The sequence below is a fragment of the Ochrobactrum sp. SFR4 genome (genome assembly GCF_019730395.1).
Classification (GTDB): Bacteria; Pseudomonadota; Alphaproteobacteria; order Rhizobiales; family Rhizobiaceae; genus Pseudochrobactrum.
The window spans coordinates 1-240 of the sequence record NZ_JAAPBB010001302.1; the positions used below are offsets into that span (position 1 = coordinate 1).

Sequence of the window (240 nt, forward strand, 5' to 3'; positions counted from 1 at the left end):
TGTCTTTCCGGCCGTAACGGGTCGGTGATGTGCCGAAAAACTTGCGAAACATTGCGATAAATGCACTGACGCTTTCGTAGCCGAGCCGGAAGGCAATATCGGTTACACTATGTCCGCTATTCAGCAAGGACAGTGCTTCCATCAGCCGGATTTGCTGCTTCCATGTGGTCAGGCTCATGCCGGTTTGCTCACGAAACATCCGTGTGAAGGTTCGCCGCCCCATTGCTGCATAAGACGCCC

The 240-nt window shown here is 53.8% G+C and carries 1 protein-coding gene; it reads right to left on the minus strand.

Features of this window, described 5'->3' with window-relative positions:
* On the minus strand, positions 1-240 hold a 240-nt coding region (locus HBA93_RS23230), incomplete at both ends, for a helix-turn-helix domain-containing protein (protein ID WP_221724798.1).